Raw genomic sequence first — 21,839 nt, forward strand, 5'->3', positions numbered from 1 at the left:
CGGGTCTCAAAAATAGTGAAATAATTTCAAATATTTGGCTGCATTTGCGGCTGAGGCTGCCGGTCAATTGTCAGACTTTTGGCGGTTTTTCGCTTGACGAACGGATGCTGTTTCCCTTTGATATCTAATAAGGTGATTTAAATCACTATTTATGATACTCTCGGAGGGAATGCATGAAGGCGGCCGTTACGGCGCATCCGCGTTATATCGTCTCGAAGATCGATCCCAGGCTCTATGGATCCTTCATCGAGCATCTTGGGCGGGCGGTTTACACCGGTATCTATGAGCCCGGCCATGCGACGGCGGATGACAATGGCATGCGTCGCGACGTCATCGATCTCGTCAGGGAGCTCAGAGTTCCGATCGTCCGCTATCCTGGCGGCAATTTCGTATCCGCTTACAATTGGGAAGATGGCGTCGGCCCCAAGGAAGGACGCCCTGTGCGCCTTGACCTTGCCTGGCACACTTCGGAAAGCAATGAAGTCGGCCTGCATGAATTTGCCGACTGGTGCGCCTCGGCGAACACCGAGATGATGCTTGCCGTCAATCTCGGCTCGCGTGGGCTCGATGAAGCCCGCAACCTTCTGGAATACGCCAATCATCCCGGCGGCAGCGAGTGGAGCGACAAGCGCATCGCCAACGGCCGCAAGGAGCCCTTTGACGTCAAGCTCTGGTGTCTTGGCAACGAGATGGACGGCCCCTGGCAGATCGGCCACAAGACCGCCGACGAGTATGGCCGCCTGGCCCACGAGACCGCCAAGGCGATGCGTGCCTTCTCCAAGTCGCTCGAGCTCGTGGTCTGCGGCTCGTCAAATGCCAAGATGCCGACATATCCGGAATGGGAAGCGACCGTTCTCGATCATACTTACAACGAGGTGGATTACATCTCGCTGCACATGTATTTCGACAATGAAGCCAACGACGCGCCGAATTATCTAGCCATGAGCGAGAAGCTCGACGCTTACATTGTCTCGGTCGCCGGCGTCATCGATTATATCAAGGCCAAGAAGCGCTCCAAGAAGCAGGTCTACATCTCGTTCGACGAATGGAACGTCTGGTACCATTCCAAGGAGCAGGACAAGAAGATCCTTGGCGGCAATGAGGGTTGGCCCTTCGCCCCGCCATTGCTCGAAGACATCTACAATTTCGAGGACGTGCTGCAGGTCGGCCTGATCCTCAACACCTTCATCCGTCGTTCCGACGTGGTCAAGATCGCGTGCCTGGCGCAACTGGTCAACGTCATCGCGCCGATCATGACCGTTCCCAACGGCCCGGCATGGCGTCAGACGATCTTCTATCCTTATCTCTATGCCTCGATCTACGGCCGCGGCAATGCGCTGGATCTGAAGGTGGAAAGCCCGACCTACAGCTCCACCGTCGCCGGCGACGTTTCATATGTCGACGTCGCCGGTGTGCATGACACGGAAACCGGACATGTCACCTTCTTTGCCGCCAACCGCCATTCGAGCGAGGAAATCGAAACCGCGATCGACATAGCGGGCTTCGGCGCGGCTGAGATCGTCGACCATCAGTTGATGACGCATGCAGATCTGAAAGCCGTCAATTCGGCTGAGAACCCAAGCAATGTCAGTCCCAGGAAGGGGACCGGCGCGTCGCTGGTGGGCGGCAAGTTGAGCCTGCCGCTGCCGCCCTATTCCTACCAGATGGTCCGCCTGAAGCTCTGACTTCAGGCGCATCGTCGTGCATGGGCTGAGGAGGAGCCTCGACGTGACGGCCGATATCGAGATCAGGAATGTGAGCAAGCATTTCGGCGCCATGACGGTGCTGGATGATCTGTCTCTCTCCATCAAGGCACGCGAATTCATCGTGTTTCTCGGGCCCTCCGGCTGCGGGAAATCGACGCTTCTGCGCATGATCGCGGGCCTCGAAACTGTCGATACCGGCGAGATAGCCATCAACAACGAACGTATCGATCATCTGCCGCCGGGCAAGCGCGGCATTGCCATGGTGTTCCAGTCCTATGCGCTTTATCCGCATATGAGCGTGCGCGACAACATGGCATTCGGGCTTGAGAATATCGGCATGCCGCGCGACGTCATCGACGCGCGCATAAAGGAGAGCGCCCGCATCCTCGAAATGGAGCACCTGCTCGAGCGCAAACCGGGCCAGCTCTCCGGCGGCCAGCGGCAGCGCGTCGCCATCGGCCGAGCGATCGTCAAGGAGCCGAAGGCCTTCCTGTTCGACGAGCCGCTCTCCAATCTCGATGCGGCATTGCGGACCCGTACCCGCATCGAACTTGCCCAACTGCATCAGCGCCTGCAATCGACGATGATCTTCGTCACCCACGACCAGGTTGAGGCGATGACGCTCGCCGACCGCATTGTCGTCATGAACAATCGCAAGATCGAGCAGATCGGCTCTCCCATGGAGATCTACGACCGCCCCGCGACCAAATTCGTCGCAGGCTTCGTCGGCGCGCCGGCGATGAATTTTGTCGAGGCGACGCTCGACAGATCGAGCCGGAATGCCACGGCCAGGTTTGCGGACGGCATAGCGGTTCAGACCGAGATTGCTTCCGGCCAGACGAGCGATGGAAAATACACTTTCGGCATCCGTTCGGAAGACGTGCGCATCGTTCCCGCCGGGCAAGGCAATGCCGATGGCGTGGTCGATGTGCTTGAGCGGCTCGGCGAACGCACCTTGGTCTACGCCCGGCTCGGCGATGGCCAGCAGATCGTCGGCTCGGATGCTGGCAACAGCCGCGTTGCGGTCGGCGACAAGGTCGGGCTCGCCTTCGACGGCCGGAAATCGCATCTGTTCGGCGAGACCGGTCGCGCCTGGCACGCGAGGGAGGTCTGACATGGACGACCGACGGGCGACCCCGCGCACCGCGCTTCCGGCCGCCGGCGCCAGAGCTGCAAGCATCGATATCTATGCGCCGCAATGGCGAAACTTCATTTTCGTCGCGCCATTCCTGTTCTGCTTCACGACGCTTCTGCTGGTCCCGCTGTTCTGGGGAATGTGGCTGAGTTTCCACAAGGCCGACACGTTCTCATCCGGAAACTTCGTCGGTTTCGGCAACTATATCAGGCTGTTTCACGACAAGGTATTCCTGCAATCGGTCTGGAATACCTTCTACTTCGTGCTTCTGACGGTGCCGACCCTGGCACTGATCGGTCTTTTTCTCGCCCTTTGCCTCAACCGCCGCACACGCACAGCCGCGGTGCTGCGGACCCTGTTCTTTTCTTCCTCGGTGCTGTCGGTCACGATCGTCACGCTGATCTGGCGCATCGTGTTCATTCCGAATGTCGGCCTTCTGTCGACGATCTACGGATGGTTCGGCGCAACCGCCCCGGCTTTCATTTCCGATCCCAGCCTGGCGATGATCGGCATCGCCATTGCCACCGTCTGGTGGTGCATCGGCCTGCCGATGATGCTCTTTCTCTCCGCCCTCCAGCAGATTCCGCAGGATATTTACGAAGCGGCAGCCCTGGACAATGCCAATCGCTGGCAGACGTTACGCTCGATTACGCTGCCGTCGATCAAACGCACCTTCGTCCTGGTGGTCATCGTCCAGATCGTGCTGCAGTTCCAACTGTTCGGCCAGGCCTGGCTGATGACACGCGGCGGCCCGAACAACCTGACCAAGCCGATCGTGCTCTACATCTATGACACCGCGTTCCGTCGCTGGGATCTCGGCATGGGTGCCGCGGCTTCGGAGGTACTGTTCATCCTCATCCTGATGGCGGCCATGGCCCAGTACCTGGTCACGCGCAACAAGGCAGGTCAGGCATGAGGGCTCCAGCCATCTCCATCAAGGGACGCGCATTCGGCGACCACGTGTTGCTGGCTCTGGTCATCCTGCTTTCCCTGGTCATGGTCGCGCCGGTCCTGTGGGTTATCGGCCTGTCGCTCAAGGAAAATGCCGAGCTGATGGCAAATCCGAATTCGGTGTTTCAGGCACCCTATACGCTCAAGAACTACATCAACACCATCGGCACCTCGTCGGTGTTCGTCTGGGTGCTCAACAGCATCATCGTCTCCGGAGGATTGACGCTCGGAACGCTGATCCTGTCATCGCTTGCCGGCTATGGCTTTGCACGGCTGAATTTCCCCGGCCGAAACGCCCTGTTCGTGATCGTCCTCTTCGGCCTGGCGGTTCCGGAACAAGCCGTGCTTGTCGCCCGCCATCAGATCTTCAGCATGCTGAACTTCCACAACACCTATCACGGGCTCATTCTCCCGGGCCTGTCGGCTTCTTTCGGCGTCTTCCTGATGACCCAGTATTTCAAGGCCATCCCGAAGGAGCTGGACGAAGCCGCCATGCTGGACAATGCCAGCCGGTTCAGGACGTTCTGGAAGGTTCTTTTGCCGCTCACGGTGCCCGCTCAGGCAACTCTCGGCATCTTCACCTTCCTCGGCGCGTGGAACGATTACTTGTGGCCGCTGATCTCGGCAACCAAGAAGGATATGTACACGCTGACGGTCGGCATGGCCTCGACACAGACCAATTTCGCCCAGTCGGAAGGCATCGGCTTCTTGATGGCGCAGGCGGTGTTCGCCGGCGCGCCGATCCTGATCGTCTACCTGTTTTTCCAGAAATACATCGTCACGGCCGTCTCGGGCGCCGCGGTGCGATGACGAGATTGCCTGACGGCGGGCGTCGCAGCGATTGAAGCATGAAGCCAGTCCAGCGTGGAGTGGCGCAGACTCAGGAGGAGGAACTGATATGAAAATGAAGAAAGTCCTGTTTGCAGCGGTCTCGGCGGGCGTGCTGATGCTCGCAGCCCCGAGCCTTGCAGCGACGGAATTGACGGTGCAGCGGTTTTTCGGTGCCTGCGATGCCGATTTCGGCACCAACACCGATGTCGCCAAGGCAGTAGGCGAATGCGGCATCATCACCTCGCTGATCAACAAGTTCAACGCCGACAACCCCGATGTCCACGTCAGTGTCAGCACCGTGGAATGGCCGGGCTATGACCAGCTGACCGCGCAGTTCGCTTCGGGCGAGGCTCCCGACATCGTCACGATCCATGAATCCGCGCTTTCGGATTACCAGTCCAAGGGGCTGTTGATGCCGCTTGACGATCTGTTGAAGTCCGTCGGCGTCACACCCGATTCCTTCACGGACGCGGCGCGCAACGGCGCCACCAAGGACGGCAAGATCTATGGCCTGCCGATCGACAGCTGGACGATGCTCTATCACATCAACATGGATCTCTTCAAACAGGCTGGCCTCGTCAATGCCGACGGCACGCCGATCCTTCCGACGTCGCCCGAGGAGCTGCTCGCCCAGGCCGAACAGTTCAAGCAGAAGACCGGCAAGCCCTACTTCGTTCAGAACTTGGCCAATGAGACCGCGCTCTACACGCGCAATCTCTACACCTATCTCTTCCAACAGAATTCCGATTTCTTCGCCGATCCAAAGCATGTGAAGCTGAACACGCCGGAAGCCAAGAAGGTCGTCGAGATGTACAAGGCGATCTTCGACAAGGACTACACCACCAAGGACCTCGACTATGGCGGCGCCATCAACGCCTTCCTTGCCGGTGGAGGCGGCGTGCAGCTCAACGGCACGTGGGTCGTCGGCGACAACAACGCCCAGTCCGAAACCAAGGGCACGGCCCTCAACAAGGGCGGCTATGCAGTCTACCCGTATCCGCAGCTATTTGCCGGCGCCCATGCGCAATATGCCGACGGCCACACCTGGGCAGTCTCGCAGAAGGACCGCACACCCGAACAGACCGCGGCTATCGGCAAGTTCCTGAAGTTCTTCGCCGACCATGACTTCGATTGGTCGCGCACCGGCCACCTGCCGGCCTACAAAGCCATCATCTCCTCGGACGCCTTCAAGGCGCTGCCGCATCGCAACACCATCGCCGCGGTCGCCGATCTCGGCCGGCCGCTGCCGTCCGCGGTACAGCGCCAGTTCGCGATCCAGGACATCGTGGGCGAAGAGATGAGCGCTGCAATCACCGGCCAGAAGGACGTCGATGCCGCACTTGCCGACATGGAAAGCCGCGTCAACGAATTGCTCGCCAACATTTGACCGCAGGTCTCTCGGAAACGCCCTCAATGCCCGCGGCTGGAGACCGTCGCGGGCATTTTCTGGCCAATGAAGCAGCACCGCATCTTCGGACCGTTCGCAAATTTCAGGCCACGTCCCGCCGAATTGGCTTGCGATCATCAGCCGCGAACACCGCGCTCGCCTCACTGACGATAGAGACATGGTCCCTGGCGGCCTTGCCCGCAGCCACGCTGTCTCCGCGCATGATTGCGGTGACGATCAGGTCGTGTTCCTGCCAGGATTTGGCCAGCCGTCCGGGCAGCATGAACTGGGCGCGGCGGAAGGGTGCTAACCGGCTGCGGGTCATCACGGTGAGTTCGTGGATATGCGCATTGTGGGCGCCACGGTAAAGCCGGCTATGGAATTCGGTGTTGAAATACTCATAGTCCTCCTCGGCGCCCAGCTGCACCATCCGCGCCGAAGCCTGGTGCTCGATCTCGAGGCCGCGACGCTCGCTGCTGGTCATGCGCTCGGCCGAGAAGCGCGCGCAGATCGCTTCCAGCTCGGCCATGCTCTCGAACATCGAGGCGAGATGCTCCTGCGTCACGACGGCAACGATAGCGCCCCGGTTGGGCCGCCTCTCGACCAGGCCCATGGCGCTGAGCTGGCCGAGCGCCTCCCTGACAGGGGTGCGTGATACGTCGAAGCGAGCGGCGAGCGCGGTCTCGTCCAGCTTTTCGCCCGGGCGTAGGTAGCCGGTGACGATCCGGTCGCCGATCGCCCGAACCATCTGATCCACGGTCGTGCCCGACCTGATCAAGCTGCGCTTCCCCGACAATTTTCCTCCGTCGCGTCTTCTCGTGGAGTCGGCCGACTCGTTGGCCTTTCGACTCAGACATGCCCTCTATGCCTCTATTTTAATCTGTCTGTCAAATTGGCTACTTTCAAGGCAAAAAGTGCATGCAATTGCCTCCGGCATAGGCATAAGCCTTCGATCTGGTAACTGATTTTATTGGATAAATTCCAAGACATAAACTGGCACGGCGGTTGCATGCACTTTCTTGGACGGCATGTTAACCGACCCGGAAAAGGGTCCCAAAGGGGAGCATTCACTATGACCGACAGATTCATGCTTAACCGCCGCCAACTGCTCAAGACCTCAGCCGCGGGAGCCGCGCTCGGCCTCGCCTCGGCATCCTTTCCGATCAGCCGTGCCTTCGCCGCCGCCGCCACTGTCGGCTTCATCTATGTCGGCCCGAAGGACGACTATGGCTACAACCAGGCGCATGCCGAGGGGGCGGCCTCGCTGAAGGGCATCGAAGGCATCTCCGTCGTCGAGGAGGAAAACGTTCCCGAGACGGTCGACGTCCAGAAGACGATGGAATCGATGATCAACCTCGACGGCGCTTCGCTGATCTTCCCAACCTCCTTCGGCTATTTCGATCCGCACATGCTGGCCATGTGCGCGAAATTCCCCGACGTGCAGTTTCGCCATTGCGGCGGCATGTGGGACAAGGCGAAGCACCCGATGAATGCCGGCTCCTATTTCGGCTATATCGGCATGGGCCAGTACCTGAACGGCGTCGTCGCCGGCCACACATCGAAGTCGAAGAAGCTAGGATTCGTCGCCGCCAAGCCCATTCCGCAGGTGCTGCTCAACATCAACTCCTTCCTGCTCGGCGCGCGCTCGGTCGATCCGTCGATCACCTGCCAGGTCATCTTCACCGGCGAATGGTCGCTGGCGGTGAAGGAAGCGGAAGCCACCAACGCGCTGGTCGACCAGGGCGCCGACGTCATCACCTGCCATGTCGACAGCCCGAAAGTGGTGGTCGAGACGGCCGCGGGCCGCGGCGCCTTCATCTGTGGCTACCACGCCAACCAGAGCCCGCTGGCGCCGGAAAAATACCTCACCGGGGCCGAGTGGAACTGGGCCAAGGTCTATAAGATGTTCGTCGACGACCTCATCGCCGTCACGCCGCTGCCCAATTTCACCCGCGGCGGGCTGGCCGACGGCTTTGTCAAGATGAGCCCGCTCGGTCCCGCCGTCGGCGAGCCGGCCCGCAAGCAATTCGACGCCACCCTGGCCGAAATGATGAAGGGCGGCTTCTCCGTCATCAAGGGCCCGCTGAAGAGCAACAAGGGCGCTGTCGTGGCGACGGAAGGCCAAGCCTTCGTCGAGACAGCCATCGAGCTCGAAAGCATGGACTATCTCGTCGAGGGCGTCGTCGGCTCGACCGCCTAAAGCCGAGCGGAGACGGGGACGATGGCGGATACGGTCAGCAGTGCGGAGGCGCCGGCCCTGCTCGGCGCCAGGGGATATCCGGCGGCGCTGGAATGGATCGCGCGGCGAGCGGAGGCTTTCGTCATTCCGCTCGCGGCCCTTGTCGTCGGCATGGCGCTGTTCAGCCTGTTCATCGCCCTGGTCGGCAAGTCGCCGGTCCTGCTCTACGAGACCATGTGGCGGGGCGGCTTCGGCTCGTGGTTCTCCATCCAGAATTCGCTGTCGCGGGCCGCACCGCTGCTGCTGGCGGCGCTGTGCGTGGCACTGCCGGCGCGGCTCGGCCTCGTCGTCATCGGCGGCGAGGGCGCCATCGTGCTCGGTGGCGTCAGCGCAGCTGCCATAGGCGTGATGCTGAGCGGCGCGCCTTCCTTCATCGTCATTCTTGCCATGGGCGTGGCGGGCCTGGCCGCCGGCGGCATCTGGATCGGTGCCTTCGGTGCGCTCCGCCACTACCGGGCCGTCAACGAGACCATTTCCAGCCTGCTGATGGCCTACATCGCCATCGCCCTGATGAACCAGCTGGTGGAAGGGCCGCTGCGCGACCCAGCCTCGCTCAACAAGCCCTCGACCCAGCCGCTCGCCGACATCTACCGCATCGGCAACATTCCGGGCATGGAGGTGCATTGGGGGCTTGCCGTCGGCGTCGTCGCCTGCGTGCTCTCCTGGGTGCTGATCGAAAAGACCCGCTGGGGCTTTGCCGCCCGCATTGCCGGCGGCAATGTCAGGGCAGCGCAGGTGCAGGGGCTGGCCGTCGGACCGCTCATCGTCGGCTTTACCGCGCTTGCGGGCGGCTTTGCCGGTCTTGCCGGCATGCTGGAAGTCGCAGCCGTGCAAGGCAGCGCCAACGGCTCGCTCGCCGCCGGCTATGGCTACACCGGCATCCTCGTCGCCTTCCTCGCCCGCCACAACCCGCTGGCCATCATCCCTGTCGCCATCCTGCTTGGCGGCATCGACGCATCCGGCGGGCTGATCCAGCGCCGCATGGACCTGCCCGACGCCACCGTGCTGGTGCTGCAAGGCATGCTGTTCATCGTCATCCTGCTCAGCGAAACCTTGTACGGCCGCTTCAAGGCCTTCAATCCCGATTTGTGGCGGAGGGCCTCGTGATGGATGCGACCGGGATCGGCCTCTGGGGCGTGCCGCTCGCCATCCTCGGCGGCGCGATCCGCGTGTCGACGCCCTTCATCTTCGTTTCGCTGGGCGAGGCCATCACCGAGCGCTCCGGCCGCATCAATCTGGGGCTGGAAGGCACGCTCGTCTTCGGCGCCATGACCGCATATGCGGTCGCGGTCATGACCAGCTCGCCATGGCTCGGCCTGCTGGCCGCCGCGGCCGCCGGCCTTTGCTTCGGCCTGTTCCATGGCTGGATCTGCAAATTCACGAAAGTCAACGACATCGCCATCGGCATTGCGCTGATGCTGTTCGGCTCGGGGCTCGCCTTTTTCTTCGGCAAGCCGTTCATCAAGCCGAAAGCGCCCAATCTTCCGGCCATTCCCTTCGGCGCCTGGTCCGACATTCCGCAGGTGCAGGCGGCACTCGACGTTAACGTCCTGTTCCTGATCGGTGCGGTGCTTTCGCTGGTCCTGTGGTGGGCCTTCCGCAATACCCGCGCTGGCCTCATCGTGCGCGTCGTCGGCGACAGTTCCGATGCCGCGCGCGCCATGGGCCTCAACCCGAACACAGTGCGCCTCATCGCCACCGGGCGTCGGCGGCGCTTTGGCCGGCATCGGCGGCGCCTATCTGTCGCTCTACTATCCCGGCAGCTGGACCGAGCGCATCTCGTCCGGTCAGGGGCTGATGGCGGTGGCGCTGGTCATCTTCGCGCGCTGGAATCCGCTCGGCTGCTTTGCCGCCGCGCTTCTGTTCGGCGGCGCCGGAGCGCTCGGACCAGCGCTGCAGTCGGTCGGCGTCACGCAAGGCTACTATTTGTTCTACGCCGCCCCCTACATCCTCACCCTCATCATCATGATCGCCACCTCGTCGCCGACACGCTCGCTGGCGGGTGCGCCGGGCGAATTGTCGATCACCAAATAGCTGGAGTTTTTGCCATGAACGCCAGAGCCGAAATCACCCAGCGCTATATCGACGCCGACCCGTATCCATGGCCCTATAATGGCGAGCTTCGCCCCGACAATACGGCGTTGATCGTCATCGACATGCAGACCGATTTCTGCGGGCCGGGCGGCTATGTCGATCATATGGGATACGACCTGTCGCTGGTGCGCGCGCCGATCGAGCCGATCAAGTCCGTGCTGTCGGCCATGCGCGCGAAAGGCTACACCATTATCCACACCCGCGAGGGCCACCGGCCCGACCTCGCCGACCTGCCCGCCAACAAGCGTTGGCGCTCGCGCCGCATCAATGCCGGCATTGGCGACCCCGGCCCCTGCGGGCGCATCCTGGTGCGCGGCGAGCCGGGTTGGGACATTATCCCCGACCTCTACCCGATCGACGGCGAGCCGATCATCGACAAGCCCGGCAAGGGCTCGTTCTGCGCCACCGACCTGGAGCTGATCCTCAACCAGCGCGGCATCAAAAACATCGTGCTCACCGGCATCACCACCGATGTCTGCGTGCACACCACCATGCGCGAGGCCAACGACCGCGGCTTCGAATGCGTGATGCTAGAGGACTGCTGCGGCGCGACCGACTACGGCAATCATCTTGCCGCGATCAAGATGATCAAGATGCAGGGCGGCGTCTTCGGCGCGGTGTCGAGCTCGGCGTCCTTCGTCGCCCAGCTGCCGTAAGGAAACCAGGATGAGCGCGATCACCGGCAACAAGGCCGTCGGCGTCGAGACCATCGGCATGACCATGCGTTTCGGCGCCTTCACGGCGTTGGGCGACGTCTCCATCAAGGTGCCGGCCGGATCTTTCCACGCGCTGCTTGGCGAAAACGGCGCCGGCAAGTCGACGCTGGTCAAATGCATGATGGGCTTCTATCACCCGACCGCCGGCGACATCCTCGTCGACGGCCGCGAGGTCGCGATCGCCAGCCCCAGGGACGCCTCGGCGCTCGGCCTAGGCATGGTCTACCAGCATTTCACGCTTGTCCCCTCGCTGACCGGCGCCGAGAATCTGGTCATTTCGCGTGAGAAGGTTCCCGGCGTGATCGACTGGCGCAAGGAGCGCGGCGAGCTCGCAAAGTTCATGGATCGAATGCCGTTCAAGCTGCCGCTCGACGTCAAGGTGGCCGAGCTCGCTGCCGGCGAGAAGCAGAAGCTGGAGATCATCAAGCAGCTTTATCTCGGCCGCTCCTTCCTCGTGCTGGACGAGCCGACCTCCGTGCTCACTCCCGGCGAGGCGCAGGAAGTGCTTGGCCTGGTGCGCGCCATGACCAGGGCCGGCGACCTGACGGTGCTGATGATCTCGCACAAATTCCATGAGGTGACGGCATTCGCCGACGATGTCAGCGTGCTGCGCAAGGGCAGGCTGACCGGCACTGGGCGCGTCGTCGACCTCGACCGCAAAGCCATGGCGGCGATGATGATCGGCGACCAGCCGATCGCGGTCCTCGACAGCCGCGCCGAGCCCAGGCCGGACGCCGAGATCGTCCTCGAGGTCAAGGCGCTGAAGGCGCCGGACCGCACCGGGCTGAAGTCGATCCGGATCGAGGATCTCGGCGTGCGCGCCGGCGAGATTGTCGGCATCGCCGGCATTTCCGGCAACGGCCAGAAGGAATTGCTCGAAGTGCTGGCCGGGCAGCGCCCCCGCGATGCCGGCGAGGTCATGGTGCGCGGCACCGCCTATGCGGCAACGCGGGCCGAGGCGCGCGCTCTCAATGTGCGGCTCATTCCCGAGGAGCCGCTGAAGAATGCCTGCGCGCCGAAAATGACGGTGGCCGAAAACATTTCTTTCCGCACCTTCGATATCGACGCCAACGGCAAACCGGTGAGCTGGATCAGTGCCGGCGCCATCAGGGCATTCAGCGCCAGGCTGGTCGAGCAGTTCAAGGTCAAGACCGCATCCCTTGCCTCGCCGATCGCCTCGCTGTCGGGCGGCAATGTGCAGCGCGCCGTGCTTGCCCGCGAGCTCACCGGCAAGGTCGACCTTCTGATCGTCTCCAATCCATGCTTCGGCCTCGACTTCTCGGCCGTGGCCGAAATCCGCGCCCGCATCATGAAGGCGCGCAATGCCGGTGCCGCCGTGCTTCTGATGTCGGAGGATCTCGACGAACTGCTCGAGCTCTCGGACCGCATCTTCGTCATGTCGGACGGTGCGCTGGTCTACGAGACGCCGATCGCGCAGGCCAGTGTCCAGACCATCGGCGAGCACATGGCGGGACATCACTAATGGCGGAAATCGCAGCGCAGCCATTTCCGTTCGCTTTCAAGCCGCGGACTATGGCGCTGGTCGTCATCGACATGCAACGCGACTTCGCCGAGCCCGGCGGCTTCGGCGCCAGCCTCGGCAATGACGTCAGCCGGGTGACCGCGATCGTGCCGACGGTGAAGCGGTTGATCGACGGCTTTCGCGCCGCCGGCCTTCCGGTGATCCACACGATGGAGTGCCACCGGCCCGACCTTTCCGACCTGCCGCCGGCCAAGCGCAATCGCGGCAATCCGTCGGTTCGTATCGGCGATGCCGGGCCGATGGGCCGCGTGCTGATCGCCGGCGAGCCGGGCACCGCGATCCTCGACGAGCTTGCGCCGCTGCCCGGCGAGATCGTCATCGAGAAGCCAGGCAAGGGCGCCTTCTATGCGACCTCCTTCGGCGATGACCTGAAAAGGCTCGGCGCCGAGCAGCTCGTCTTTGCCGGCGTCACCACCGAAGTCTGCGTGCAGACGACGATGCGCGAGGCCAACGATCGCGGCTATGAGTGCCTGCTCGCCGAGGACGCCACGGAAAGTTATTTTCCCGAGTTCAAGGCGGCGGCGATCGCCATGATCAGGGCGCAGGGCGCCATCGTCGGCTGGACGGCGACGACCGACCAGGTGCTCGAGGGAATTGCCAATGCCTAATCTTGCCTTTACCGGCCTGCTCGACGGCGGCTGGCGCGACCTGGCGTTCGAGCCTTTCCGCGACGGCATCGGCGTGCATTGGCTGCTGCAGGGCGGGCCGGTCGAGCCGTCGGTCGCGATCCTGAAATACCGGCCGGGCGCCGGCGTGCCGCGCCACCGCCATCCCGGGTTGGAGACCATCGTCGTGCTGGAAGGCGCCCAGAGCGACGAGAACGGCGACTATCCTGCCGGCAGCGTGATCCTCAATCCGGTCGGAACCGAGCATTCGGTGTGGACGAAGGACGGCTGTGTCGTGCTGATCCAATGGGACCTGCCGGTGATCATTCTGGGGGAGACGAAATGAGCGATGTCCACTTCGACATAGCGAGCCTGCGCGCCGCCTATCGTGGAGGTGTCGGCGTTGGCGATGTGATCGCGGCGATTTATGCCCGCATCGAGGCTGCCGACGATCCGGGCATCTTCATCCATCTCGCCGCCAGGCCGGATCTGCTTGCCGCGGCCGAAGCGCTCGGCCCGTTCGACCCGGTGGCAAAACCGCTGTGGGGCATTCCCTTCGCCGTCAAGGACAACATCGACGTCGCCGGCATGCCGACGACGGCGGCCTGCGCGCAATACACCTACTGGCCCGACAAGGACGCCACCGTGGTGGCGCGGCTCAAGGCCGCCGGCGCGCTGGTCGTGGGTAAGACCAATCTCGACCAGTTCGCCACCGGCCTCGTTGGTGTGCGCACGCCCTGGCCGATCCCGCGCAACGCCATCGACGCGGAGCTGGTGCCGGGCGGCTCCTCCTCGGGCTCGGCGGTGGCGACGGCGCGCGGCATCGTCTCCTTCGCGCTTGGCACCGACACCGCCGGCTCCGGCCGCATCCCGGCCGGCCTCAACAACATCGTCGGGCTGAAGCCGACCGTCGGTGCGTTGTCGACAGGCGGCGTCGTTCCGGCCTGCCGCACGCTCGACTGCGTGTCGGTGTTCGCGCTGACCGTCGACGACGCCTATGCAGTGTTCTGCGTCGCGGCAGCGCGCGATGCGGCCGATCCCTATTCGCGCGACATCGCCGTCCGGCCGCTCGCCGCTCGCCCGCCTGTGCCGAGCGTCGGCATCCCGGCAAGAGCCGACTGGAAATTCTTCGGCGATGCGGCCATGCAGGCCGGCTTCGAGGCCTCCCTCGCCATGCTGTCGCGGCTCGGCTGCCGGCTGGTCGAAATCCCGTTCGGCGATTTCTACGCCGCCGCCAACCTTCTCTATGAGGGTGCCTGGGTGGCCGAACGCTATGCTGCGATCCGCGATTTCATGGAAGCCAACGAAGCCGCCATGCATCCGGTGACGAGCAAGATCATCGGCGGCGCCAGGAAGCTGTCGGCGGCGGACGCTTTCCGCGGCCTTTATGCCTTGCAGGCCTACCGGGCCAAGCTCGCCCCGCTCATCGCCTCGGTCGACCTGTTCTGCGTGCCGACCGCGCCGACGCATTACACCACCGCCGCCGTGCTCGCCGATCCGGTCGAGACCAACAGCCGGCTCGGCACCTACACCAATTTCGTCAACCTGCTCGACATGTGCGGCATCGCCGTGCCGACCGGCACGCGCGACGACGGCCTGCCGATGAGCGTGACGCTGCTTGCGGCCGCCGGACTGGACGGCCTTGTGGCGTCTATCGCGCGCGATCTCCATGCCGCGAGCGGTCTCACACTCGGCGCGACCGGCTGGGGGCAGCCGAGCGTGCAGCCTGTCGGCGCGTCGGCCGAAGACGGCACGATCGAATTGGTGGTGGTCGGCGCTCACCTCTCGGGAATGCCGCTCAATGGCCAGCTCAAGCAGGCCGGCGCCCGGTTCTGCCGGGCGACGAGGACGGCTTCTTCATACAAGCTTTACCACCTCGCCGGCCAAGCCACGCCCAAGCCCGGACTGGTCCGTGTGGAGAGCGGCGGCACTGCGATCGAGGTAGAGGTCTGGCGGCTGCCTGCCGAGGCCTTCGGCCACTTCGTGGCCGCCATCCCGCCGCCGCTGGGCATTGGCAACATAGAGCTTGACGACGGCAGCAGCGCCAAAGGCTTCCTGGTGGAATCCGTGGGCTTGCTGGGCGCTTCCGACATCTCGTCATTCGGCGGCTGGCGCCGCTTTCTGTCTGATCGCGTTCCCGTTTGAATGTGTCGTCAACGGGTTCCGCGAACTGCTTTGCGTGGAATCAGTGCCGGGCACGTCGTCCGAACGATGACGAAGAGGGTGTCATCGTCGCCTTTCGGCGGAACACTCTGCTGCCGCTCAATGATTGCTGTTATGCGCTGCTGCCGACAGTCCCGAACCTGACGCGTGCTGATGCCAGACGTCGAGCACCGCGGCAACGATTGCTTCGGGCGCGTCTTCCTGGACGAGGTGCTTGGCGTTGGCGATAACCGTGAATGACGCGTTTGGAATACGCCTCGCGAGTTCCTCCCCATCCTTCAGCGGGATGAACTCGTCTTCAGCGCCCCACAGGATCGTCACTGGGCAGCGAATCTCGCCATAGCGCCATTCGACCTCTTCGCTGTATTTGTCGTCCATTTGAGCGATCTGGCGCCAGAACGCCTTCTGCCCCTCTTCCTCAAGCCAGGGATCGAGATAGAGCCGCACCTCCTCCTCAGCCAAAGTGCGCTTGACCGCCGCGCTGATATACGCGCGCAGCATGGCCTCATGGACATAGGCGGGCAGTCTCGCGAACACCTCTCCATGCGCTTTCGCCGCTTGCACCAGCGCTGAACCCTGCGGGCTGATCGCGACCGGGTCGATCAATATGAGGCTGCGGTAGTCGACACCGTCAAGCAAATGCGCACGCAGCGCCACCGAGCCACCGAAGTCATGCGCCACGATATCGGGCTGCTCGGCACCCCAATGGTTTACGAGTGCCGCGAACAGGCTGTTCTGAGTGCCGTGCAGGACGTCGCCCTCGGGCTTGGTCGAGCGTCCATAGCCGAGCATGTCGTAGTAGAAGACCCGTCGATGCCGCGCGAGCCATGGCACGATCCGCCGCCATTCGAGCGAAGAGAATGGCGAGCCATGCATGACGACCGCGGGCGGCCCTTCGCCAATGACGCCCCAGGCGATCTCATCACCGTTGAAGTCGAACCGCTCGGGCAACTGCCAATCCATGGCTTTTCTCCTGATCAGATTTCCACTGGGATCGAAATCACTCGTGCTAGCCAGGTAGAATCCGGATTACGGCCGTGAACAACGAATGCACGCAGCGCATTCCCCAGCCCGTGCCCGACTGGCACCTTAAGACAGCATCTGCAGACATCCGGCGGCCATGCATGGGAAATGACCGATGCCATTCACGGGCCGGTGCAAATGATCCCGGGACCGGTGATCCAAGCCCCGACTGTCAGAACCTCGACGCCGATCTGTCCGAAATCAGATGGCGCAAGAACCATTGAGCCGCGAGATCCGCGACTTCGTCCAAGGTGCCGGGAGGCAGCGCCAATATGATGACGTCGTCGCGCCCGACAAAGCGAACGAGTTCCCTGGCCAGTCGCCGTCCGGCCTCGCGGCGATCTGTGAAGATGGCAGCCATGACCTTCGATCCGCGTGCATCTGTTTTCCCGGTGCATATCCTTTCAGCCTGCGGCCACATCCCGTGGGATGGGCTGCGGCACCGGTATCGTTTTTGGAACTCGCTCGCTGTCTCGACGTTCCAAGAATAGTTTCGATCGCGAGGGAGGCGCGTTGGCGCGCGGATCGAGCAGACCGCGATCCGTGTCCGGACGCGTGGCGATCTCGCGTTGCGCAGCAGGAGGCGGGGTGGGCCCCAGCAATCAGAGAGAGGAACATCCCATGCAAGTTCAGGAGATCATGTGCCGTCGGACCGAACTGGTCGGCCCGAACACGACGATCAGGGATGCCGCCAGGAAAATGCGGGCCGACAATCTCGGCGCCCTTCCGGTCGGCGAGAATGACAGGTTGGTCGGCATGGTGACAGACCGCGACATTGTGATGCGCGGCGTCGCCGAAGAGCGCTCAGCCGGCAACACGACCGTTCGCGAGGTCATGTCTGAGCATGTCCATTGGTGCTTCGATGACGCCGACATCACCGATGCGGCGAAGATCATGGCCAAGCATCAGGTGCGTCGTCTTCCGGTGATCAACCGCGACAAGCGTCTCGTCGGCGTCATTGCTCTGGCTGACCTCGGGCGGACCGATGAGGAAGCCGCCAAGATCGCCCTCGAAGGCATTTCCGAGGCGACGGACGATCCTCGTCGCTAGAGCAATTCCAGGAAAAGTGCGTAGCGGTTTTCGCTCCGGAATTGCTTAAAACCAAAACTTGGAGCGGTTTGGGGATTCCGTGAAACACTGAACCGCTCTAGACGCTCGCCTGAGCGGATGCTGGCATGCGTCCTCCTCCGTCGGGGCTGAACGTCCCCTGCTCAGGCAGCCTTCGGTTTGGCCACTATCGCGCTTATGCGGCGTGTCTTGTCCTTTGCAGCGGGGTTCTTCGGAAGCTCGACAGCCGACAAGAATGCGCATCGGGACATGCCATCGCGGAACAACGGGCCGGCACGCCTGTTTGGTCAATCCACCCAGTCGGATTTCAACGAAAGGAGATTTCGATGAACGCCACCGGACTCGACGTATTCGACAAGACACTGCAGACCACAAACATCTGGCTCGACGAGATCATGGACGAGATTGGACCGGATCGGCAGGTCGCCTGGCACGTTCTCGGAGCGGTGCTGCACGCCCTGCGCGACCGTATCCAGCCGGATCTTGCAGCCCACCTCGGCTCGCAATTGCCGATTCTGGTTCGTGGCGCCTTCTATGACCGATATCAGCCCTCCAAAGCTCCCGAGAAGGTGCGGTCGCTCGACGAGTTTCTGGCCAAGATCAAGGCGGAGCTTGAGCTCATCCGCCCGCTCGATTCCAAGGATGCATTCAGGGCCGTGTCCAAGGTGCTTGCCCATCATGTCGAAGAAGGACAGATGCACAAGGTCTGGGACTCCCTGCCAGGAGAGATCAGACGGGTCGCCGAAGCTCAGCAAGCGGCGTGAACGGCGCTGGCGCGGGTTTCTCGGTCGCAATCTCCTGGGGAAATAGCAATGCCACTCACCCTTATCAGCCCGGCGTTCCCGGCAGGCGGAAAAATTCCCGAAAAGTACGCGCGCGACGGCCAGAACGTCTCGCCGCCGCTGAAGTGGTCCGGTGTTCCTGACGGTACCAAGAGCCTTGTTCTAGTCGTGCAGGATCCCGATGCGCCAAGCGGGACGTTCGGGCACTGGGCGGTCTTCAATATCCCGCCGGATGCCGGCGGACTTGCCGAAGCCGAAGATGGCAAGCCCGGTCCGTCGGCACTCAGGCAAGGCACCAACGATTTCGGCAATGCCAATTACGATGGTCCGCAGCCGCCTGCGGGGCATGGCGTCCACCATTACCACTTTCGGCTGGCCGCGCTCGATGTACCGAGCCTCGGCGTACCGGGACAGGCGGGCGTGCATCAAGTCTGGAAGCAAGCCCAGAAACACGCATTGCAGGAGACGGAGTTGGTCGGAACCTACGAACGGCCAGCATGAGGTCGGCGGCATTGGTCGCCGCCTTCACAGCTGCCGCTTTCACAATGCAATCTGGGCAAGCGGTTTTCGGGCAGGGCCGTGGATGACCGAGCCGTCGGCGGCAAAGATCGAGCCGTGGCAGGGACAATCCCAGGTGCGGTCAGCATTATTCCAGGATACGGTGCAGCCTTTGTGGGTGCAGGTCGCCGAAACCGCCCGGAGTGCTCCTTCGGTGTCTCTCCACGCCGCAATCTTTTCGTCTCCCCTGACGATCACGCCACCCATGCCGGGCGCGATATCGTGCGTGCTCGAGACGATCGATTGACTGCGGCCATTCTTGTGGAAGTCCTCGGGATAGGGCCGCGCCGGATCGTAGAGGTTTTGCCATCGGCTTGGGCGGCCGCAGATCAGGTCGGCGATCATCGTGCCCGCGACCGTTCCGTTGGTGATGCCCCAGGCGTTGAAACCCGTGGCAATGTGGAAGCCGGCCGCCTTGGTGGGATCGGGTTCGCCGGCGTATGGGATCCTGTCGGCCGTGTCATAGTCCTCATTGCACCAGCGCCACGCAACGTCACCGACGGGAAGGTTCTTTCTCGCCCATTTTTCCAGTTCGATGAACCGCCGCGCCACGTCGCCATCCCAGCCAGTGTTGAATTTGGGGCCGAGCGCGACCAGCAGTGGACCTTCGGCATCACGGCCCGTGCGAATGGAATGCGTCGGATCGTCGATGCCGATAAACATGCCGTCGACAGGGCGGGGATCATCGATCCGAAAGGCCATGGCGGTGTGGCAGCGCGGTTGCGTCCGGTTCGCCATGCCGACGGGACTCTTCACCGTCATGTTGGTGGCCACGATGACGTCCCCGGCATCAACGGCGCCGCCATCGGTGACGACGCGCCAGCGGCTTGCCTCGTCGATCGAGGTGGCGCGGCTGTTTTCGAAAATACGACCACCATGGGCTGTCACCGCTGCCGCCAAGCCAATCAGATACATCGTTGGATTGAACTGCGCCTGGTCGGGGAACCGTAATGCTGCGGTCGTTTCGAAAGGCAGCGGCGCGCGATCGAGGAGATCGGCCTCCAGCCCGACCTGGCGCGCGGCCTCCGCCTCGGCCACGACCTCCGCGCGCCGGCTTTCACTGCACGTATAGGTATAGGCGTCCTTGCTCTCGAGATCGCAGGCGATCGCGTAGTTGTTGATCCAATCGCGGATTTGTTGGGCGCCAGCGGAATTCGCGTCGGCGTAGTCCTGGGCCAACTCCAGGCCGACAGTGTCGATGAGATGACGATAGATCAGCGCATGCTGCGTGGTGATCTTGGCCGTCGAGCGGCCGGTGACCTGGCCGCCTGTCCGCAGGCCTTCGAGGACGAACACCGATCGGCCCGCCTCGCAAAGACGAAGCGCCGTCGTCAGGCCGACAATTCCGGCTCCCACGACAACGGCGTCCGCACGGAGCGAACCTTCGAACCGGGGAAAGTTCGTGGCGGTGGCTGCCGCAACCCAACAGCTTCCCGGTTTTCCTAAGAGAATGGCCATTTCAACCGCGTCCCTCGCGTCTCGATGCGCTTCCATCGACAACCGGGCCGGCGGAGGAACGTTCCCGGGGTTCGTCGCTTTCATTCGATCGCTCGCCACCCCTGGCCAAAAAAGCACCGGGAAGGTGCGAGGTGCAGGCCATCACCCAAGTGATCGCCTCGCGGTCGTATTCGTCGCCCGAGCGCCAGTCCTCGAAGAAGGCGTTCAGCCTGTCGATACGCCCTGGCCAGATACCGGCGGCCTGCAGGCCGAGTGAAACGCCGTAATTGGTAAAGGCGAACTTGGTATCGCCCAGCCATGGGGCGCGGCTGAAATAGCCGGGCGGGTCGACCCACATCGTTTCCAGGGTTCGCAGCGAACGCCTCGTCTGCGCCTCTGCCCACGGCTCGTCGGGAAAGAAATGGGCGAGCCACAGCATCATGCCCAGGCCGAGGTCCTGCTCGATGTCGAGGGTGCGCCAATCCCGCTCCATCAGGTCGCGCATTTGCGCGATCTCGACCGCCAGCGCGTCCTCACCGAGCATCCGGTAAGAGACGTAGCCGTCATAGGCATCCATGCTGCCGAGACCGTAGCCAGGATATGGGCTGCTCAGATCCTCCTGCATCTTCCAGATCACGCCGCGGCCGGGGATCACAAAGGCTGGGTGAATGTCACGCGCCAGGGCAATGCCGCGCTTGCGGTATTCCGGCTTCAGATCGCCCAGACGCGCCAAGGCGAACAGCCACATCGCCAGATAATGGAAATACTGGCCATCGCGATCCGCCGCCTCGCCGATCCTCAATCCGCGCCGGCGGCCGAGCACACGCTCGACATCGGCCACCAGCCGGTCGGCCGCGCTCAGCCAGCGCTCTTCGCCAGTTTCTGTGTAGAGCGAGACATAGAGCACGACGCCGAATGCATCGGTCCAAAGATACCGCAAGCCGTTGGGCCAGATGCCTTCGGCGCGCAGCCAATCGAGTTTTCGCAGGACATAGTCGACGTCATGCAACATTGAGCCAAAGTCCTAAAACTGGCGGAACTGGCCGGTATTCGGCACCGCGCGACTGCGAGCATGCCGAATTTCGAGTTCTCCTCGGTCCGGTTGATCTGGCCAGATATCGCGAAACGATCTGATCGGCGGCGGGTTCCTTGACCGCTTTGCCCGCCGACCGGATATCCTCGTCCTGATCACGAGTTTCGGGTCCAGGCACTCATAGCGGGATGTGCGAGGTTGCCAGGCGTTTCGGGCGTTTCGATCGGAGAGGCAACGTTGCGACGCCGCCAAATCCGAATTGAGGCTGGCGAGGCCGCAGCCGAGCGCGGTTCTCAGCGCTTACGCCGCTCAACCCCGAACGACTTCAGCTAAGCAAGCCTAGTGCTAACTACCTGTTATACAGTGAGAAATTGGCGCACCGCGCCGGGTGATGATGAGAACTACGTCTACGCTATAGCCCTCCTTTAAGTCGGTTCAAATCCCGCTCTCTCCGCCATCACTATTGCTAGCGCATTGAATCATCAGCAAATTTCACAATTTAGGTCATCTAAACCCTCATTACACCCCACATTTTGAGGTGGATGTAGCGGCTCGTCCCTGGACGCTA

General features: G+C 62.7%; 19 protein-coding genes and 3 pseudogenes. 17 read left to right on the top strand and 5 right to left on the bottom strand.

Features of this window, described 5'->3' with window-relative positions:
• The first annotated feature begins 173 nt into the window (after positions 1-173).
• The 5 genes from FJ423_RS18100 to FJ423_RS18120 all read left to right on the top strand — a co-directional run bounded on the left by FJ423_RS18100 (position 174) and on the right by FJ423_RS18120 (position 6,010).
• Positions 174-1,685 carry an alpha-N-arabinofuranosidase gene (locus FJ423_RS18100; protein ID WP_140843628.1) on the top strand — a complete coding sequence of 504 codons (1,512 nt, stop codon included), beginning with the start codon at positions 174-176 and terminating at the stop codon, positions 1,683-1,685.
• Between the two features lie 43 nt (positions 1,686-1,728).
• The gene (ugpC, locus tag FJ423_RS18105; RefSeq protein WP_140843631.1) at positions 1,729-2,820 is read left to right on the top strand and encodes a sn-glycerol-3-phosphate ABC transporter ATP-binding protein UgpC; all 1,092 of its coding nucleotides are present in this window, start codon (positions 1,729-1,731) and stop codon (positions 2,818-2,820) included.
• Position 2,821: 1 nt separating this feature from the next.
• Positions 2,822-3,757: a sugar ABC transporter permease gene (locus FJ423_RS18110; RefSeq protein WP_140843632.1), complete on the top strand. Its 936-nt coding sequence runs from the start codon at positions 2,822-2,824 to the stop codon at positions 3,755-3,757.
• Positions 3,754-4,602, top strand: a complete 849-nt coding sequence (locus FJ423_RS18115; protein ID WP_140843634.1) for a carbohydrate ABC transporter permease — start codon at positions 3,754-3,756, stop codon at positions 4,600-4,602. The genes FJ423_RS18110 and FJ423_RS18115 overlap by 4 nt, the downstream gene beginning before the upstream one ends.
• An 88-nt stretch (positions 4,603-4,690) precedes the next feature.
• Positions 4,691-6,010 carry an extracellular solute-binding protein gene (locus FJ423_RS18120; protein WP_140843636.1) on the top strand — a complete coding sequence of 440 codons (1,320 nt, stop codon included), beginning with the start codon at positions 4,691-4,693 and terminating at the stop codon, positions 6,008-6,010.
• Positions 6,011-6,113: 103 nt separating this feature from the next.
• On the opposite strand, the gene FJ423_RS18125 is transcribed toward FJ423_RS18120, so the two are convergent.
• On the bottom strand, positions 6,114-6,758 hold the full coding sequence (locus FJ423_RS18125) for a GntR family transcriptional regulator (protein WP_224631680.1): 645 nt from the start codon (positions 6,756-6,758) through the stop codon (positions 6,114-6,116).
• Between the two features lie 324 nt (positions 6,759-7,082).
• On the opposite strand from FJ423_RS18125, the gene FJ423_RS18130 reads away from it, so the two are divergent.
• The 9 genes and pseudogenes from FJ423_RS18130 to FJ423_RS34215 form a co-directional block, all read left to right on the top strand.
• A complete protein-coding gene (locus FJ423_RS18130; protein ID WP_140843637.1) occupies positions 7,083-8,210 on the top strand; it encodes a BMP family ABC transporter substrate-binding protein in 1,128 nt (375 codons plus the stop codon).
• A 21-nt stretch (positions 8,211-8,231) separates the two neighbouring features.
• Entirely contained in the window at positions 8,232-9,356 is a 1,125-nt protein-coding gene (locus tag FJ423_RS18135) for an ABC transporter permease (RefSeq protein WP_140843639.1), read from the top strand.
• A pseudogene (locus FJ423_RS18140) lies at positions 9,356-10,283 on the top strand (ABC transporter permease). The gene FJ423_RS18135 and the pseudogene FJ423_RS18140 overlap by 1 nt, the downstream one beginning before the upstream one ends.
• 14 nt (positions 10,284-10,297) lie before the next feature.
• Positions 10,298-10,999, top strand: coding sequence for an isochorismatase family cysteine hydrolase (locus FJ423_RS18145; protein ID WP_140843641.1), 702 nt, complete (start codon positions 10,298-10,300; stop codon positions 10,997-10,999).
• Positions 11,000-11,009: 10 nt separating this feature from the next.
• A complete protein-coding gene (locus FJ423_RS18150; RefSeq protein ID WP_140843643.1) occupies positions 11,010-12,542 on the top strand; it encodes an ABC transporter ATP-binding protein in 1,533 nt (510 codons plus the stop codon).
• Complete coding sequence (locus FJ423_RS18155; protein WP_140655605.1) at positions 12,542-13,210, top strand: isochorismatase family cysteine hydrolase; 669 nt, start codon at positions 12,542-12,544, stop codon at positions 13,208-13,210. The genes FJ423_RS18150 and FJ423_RS18155 overlap by 1 nt, the downstream gene beginning before the upstream one ends.
• Positions 13,203-13,553 carry a cupin domain-containing protein gene (locus tag FJ423_RS18160; RefSeq protein ID WP_140843645.1) on the top strand — a complete coding sequence of 117 codons (351 nt, stop codon included), beginning with the start codon at positions 13,203-13,205 and terminating at the stop codon, positions 13,551-13,553. Before FJ423_RS18155 ends, FJ423_RS18160 begins: the two co-directional genes overlap by 8 nt.
• Positions 13,550-15,352 (top strand): allophanate hydrolase, encoded by a 1,803-nt coding sequence (gene atzF, locus FJ423_RS18165; RefSeq protein WP_140843647.1) that lies wholly within the window; start codon positions 13,550-13,552, stop codon positions 15,350-15,352. Before FJ423_RS18160 ends, atzF begins: the two co-directional genes overlap by 4 nt.
• A 68-nt stretch (positions 15,353-15,420) precedes the next feature.
• Positions 15,421-15,522, top strand: a pseudogene (locus tag FJ423_RS34215) (IS481 family transposase); the annotation flags it as partial.
• Positions 15,523-15,553: 31 nt separating this feature from the next.
• Here FJ423_RS34215 and FJ423_RS18175 read toward each other — a convergent pair.
• Both FJ423_RS18175 and FJ423_RS18180 read right to left on the bottom strand, forming a co-directional pair.
• Positions 15,554-16,333 (bottom strand): annotated as a pseudogene (locus FJ423_RS18175) (alpha/beta hydrolase); the annotation flags it as partial.
• Positions 16,334-16,565: 232 nt separating this feature from the next.
• Complete coding sequence (locus tag FJ423_RS18180; RefSeq protein WP_140843652.1) at positions 16,566-16,754, bottom strand: hypothetical protein; 189 nt, start codon at positions 16,752-16,754, stop codon at positions 16,566-16,568.
• A 260-nt stretch (positions 16,755-17,014) separates the two neighbouring features.
• Here FJ423_RS18180 and FJ423_RS18185 point away from each other — a divergent pair, with 260 nt between their 5' ends.
• The 3 genes from FJ423_RS18185 to FJ423_RS18195 all read left to right on the top strand — a co-directional run bounded on the left by FJ423_RS18185 (position 17,015) and on the right by FJ423_RS18195 (position 18,744).
• On the top strand, positions 17,015-17,443 hold the full coding sequence (locus tag FJ423_RS18185; protein ID WP_095768072.1) for a CBS domain-containing protein: 429 nt from the start codon (positions 17,015-17,017) through the stop codon (positions 17,441-17,443).
• A gap of 344 nt (positions 17,444-17,787) precedes the next feature.
• The gene (locus FJ423_RS18190) at positions 17,788-18,225 is read left to right on the top strand and encodes a DUF2267 domain-containing protein (protein WP_140843654.1); all 438 of its coding nucleotides are present in this window, start codon (positions 17,788-17,790) and stop codon (positions 18,223-18,225) included.
• Between the two features lie 48 nt (positions 18,226-18,273).
• Positions 18,274-18,744, top strand: a complete 471-nt coding sequence (locus FJ423_RS18195) for a YbhB/YbcL family Raf kinase inhibitor-like protein (protein WP_095768074.1) — start codon at positions 18,274-18,276, stop codon at positions 18,742-18,744.
• A 39-nt stretch (positions 18,745-18,783) separates the two neighbouring features.
• Here the strand turns inward: FJ423_RS18195 and FJ423_RS18200 are convergent, their stop codons facing one another.
• Both FJ423_RS18200 and FJ423_RS18205 read right to left on the bottom strand, forming a co-directional pair.
• Positions 18,784-20,259, bottom strand: a complete 1,476-nt coding sequence (locus FJ423_RS18200; protein WP_140843716.1) for an FAD-dependent oxidoreductase — start codon at positions 20,257-20,259, stop codon at positions 18,784-18,786.
• 1 nt (position 20,260) lies between these two features.
• Positions 20,261-21,250, bottom strand: a complete 990-nt coding sequence (locus FJ423_RS18205; RefSeq protein ID WP_246680193.1) for a hypothetical protein — start codon at positions 21,248-21,250, stop codon at positions 20,261-20,263.
• Between the last annotated feature and the right edge of the window lie 589 nt (positions 21,251-21,839).

It is taken from the genome of Mesorhizobium sp. B2-8-9, from assembly GCF_006439475.1.
Classification (GTDB): Bacteria; Pseudomonadota; Alphaproteobacteria; order Rhizobiales; family Rhizobiaceae; genus Mesorhizobium.

Coding starts and splice junctions, on each gene's coding strand:
- FJ423_RS18100 (WP_140843628.1), top strand. CDS start 174: ATGAAGGCGGCCGTTACGGCGCATCCGCGTTATATCGTCTCGAAGATC.
- FJ423_RS18110 (WP_140843632.1), top strand. CDS start 2,822: ATGGACGACCGACGGGCGACCCCGCGCACCGCGCTTCCGGCCGCCGGC.
- FJ423_RS18115 (WP_140843634.1), top strand. CDS start 3,754: ATGAGGGCTCCAGCCATCTCCATCAAGGGACGCGCATTCGGCGACCAC.
- FJ423_RS18120 (WP_140843636.1), top strand. CDS start 4,691: ATGAAAATGAAGAAAGTCCTGTTTGCAGCGGTCTCGGCGGGCGTGCTG.
- FJ423_RS18125 (WP_224631680.1), bottom strand. CDS start 6,758: ATGGTTCGGGCGATCGGCGACCGGATCGTCACCGGCTACCTACGCCCG.
- FJ423_RS18130 (WP_140843637.1), top strand. CDS start 7,083: ATGACCGACAGATTCATGCTTAACCGCCGCCAACTGCTCAAGACCTCA.
- FJ423_RS18135 (WP_140843639.1), top strand. CDS start 8,232: ATGGCGGATACGGTCAGCAGTGCGGAGGCGCCGGCCCTGCTCGGCGCC.
- FJ423_RS18145 (WP_140843641.1), top strand. CDS start 10,298: ATGAACGCCAGAGCCGAAATCACCCAGCGCTATATCGACGCCGACCCG.
- FJ423_RS18150 (WP_140843643.1), top strand. CDS start 11,010: ATGAGCGCGATCACCGGCAACAAGGCCGTCGGCGTCGAGACCATCGGC.
- FJ423_RS18155 (WP_140655605.1), top strand. CDS start 12,542: ATGGCGGAAATCGCAGCGCAGCCATTTCCGTTCGCTTTCAAGCCGCGG.
- FJ423_RS18160 (WP_140843645.1), top strand. CDS start 13,203: ATGCCTAATCTTGCCTTTACCGGCCTGCTCGACGGCGGCTGGCGCGAC.
- atzF (WP_140843647.1), top strand. CDS start 13,550: ATGAGCGATGTCCACTTCGACATAGCGAGCCTGCGCGCCGCCTATCGT.
- FJ423_RS18180 (WP_140843652.1), bottom strand. CDS start 16,754: ATGGCTGCCATCTTCACAGATCGCCGCGAGGCCGGACGGCGACTGGCC.
- FJ423_RS18185 (WP_095768072.1), top strand. CDS start 17,015: ATGCAAGTTCAGGAGATCATGTGCCGTCGGACCGAACTGGTCGGCCCG.
- FJ423_RS18190 (WP_140843654.1), top strand. CDS start 17,788: ATGAACGCCACCGGACTCGACGTATTCGACAAGACACTGCAGACCACA.
- FJ423_RS18195 (WP_095768074.1), top strand. CDS start 18,274: ATGCCACTCACCCTTATCAGCCCGGCGTTCCCGGCAGGCGGAAAAATT.
- FJ423_RS18200 (WP_140843716.1), bottom strand. CDS start 20,259: ATGGCCATTCTCTTAGGAAAACCGGGAAGCTGTTGGGTTGCGGCAGCC.
- FJ423_RS18205 (WP_246680193.1), bottom strand. CDS start 21,250: ATGTTGCATGACGTCGACTATGTCCTGCGAAAACTCGATTGGCTGCGC.